Annotated in this window: 1 protein-coding gene; it reads right to left on the bottom strand. The window is 39.8% G+C overall.

Annotated features, from left to right (window positions below; translation table 11 throughout):
• On the bottom strand, window positions 1-479 hold a 479-nt coding region (locus A3738_RS10830; RefSeq protein WP_197473810.1), incomplete at its 3' end, for a 1-acyl-sn-glycerol-3-phosphate acyltransferase.
• Between the last annotated feature and the right edge of the window lie 272 nt (window positions 480-751).

The following is a 751-nucleotide window of genomic DNA, read 5'->3' as shown; positions in this document are numbered from 1 at the left end:
TTGTACATCTTTCCTGAGCCACGAATACCCTCTGGGAACACAATAACGGCTTCGCCATTTTCGAGCATTTTTGCGCAGTTTGTAGGGTCACCCAGTACTGCGCCCAATTGATTAAGCATGTTTCCAATATAGGGCACAGTGGGAAAGAAGCGCTCAATCATTGCACGAGGATAGCGCGGTGCATGATCGCGATTCGCAACGGCATAACCAATTAAGGTGCCATCGATAGGGAGCTGTCCGCTATGGTTGGCGATAATTAAAACAGGGCCATCATTAGGTATGTGTTCAAGACCACTTGTTTCAACACGAAAATATTTGTCGTAAATGTTGCTAAACAATGAGAATACGATTTTGTTCATATCGGTGTTAAACCCCCATGGATCATAGCCCAAGGAGCCAACAGGCTTTTCAATGCGATCTAGCTTTTCATCCAGTTCTTGAGAAACCAGTTGCTTTTTAAGGAACGACTTTAAATTCATATTGTTCTTGTCGAGATACTGATGCACACGGATTTGATTTTAATTAACCAGAGCCACGTTACATACTGATTAAATTCTACGCCGCTTATGATTATCGTTAAAATATTGGCGCTATTTGTTTTAATTGTTTCGTAAGCAGATATTATTCCATAACCTAATGCTTATAAACTTTTTCTTTTCCTGTTCTATTGTCAAAAGGTATCAATACAATGTTACAGTGGTATGTAAAACAGTTTGCCGAATTAAGTGTTGAAGAGCTTTTGGGCATTCTA

The organism is Oleiphilus sp. HI0066 (genome assembly GCF_001635725.1).
The sequence above is the reverse complement of the archived record's forward strand: the minus strand, read 5'-3'. Positions and strand labels throughout refer to the sequence as shown.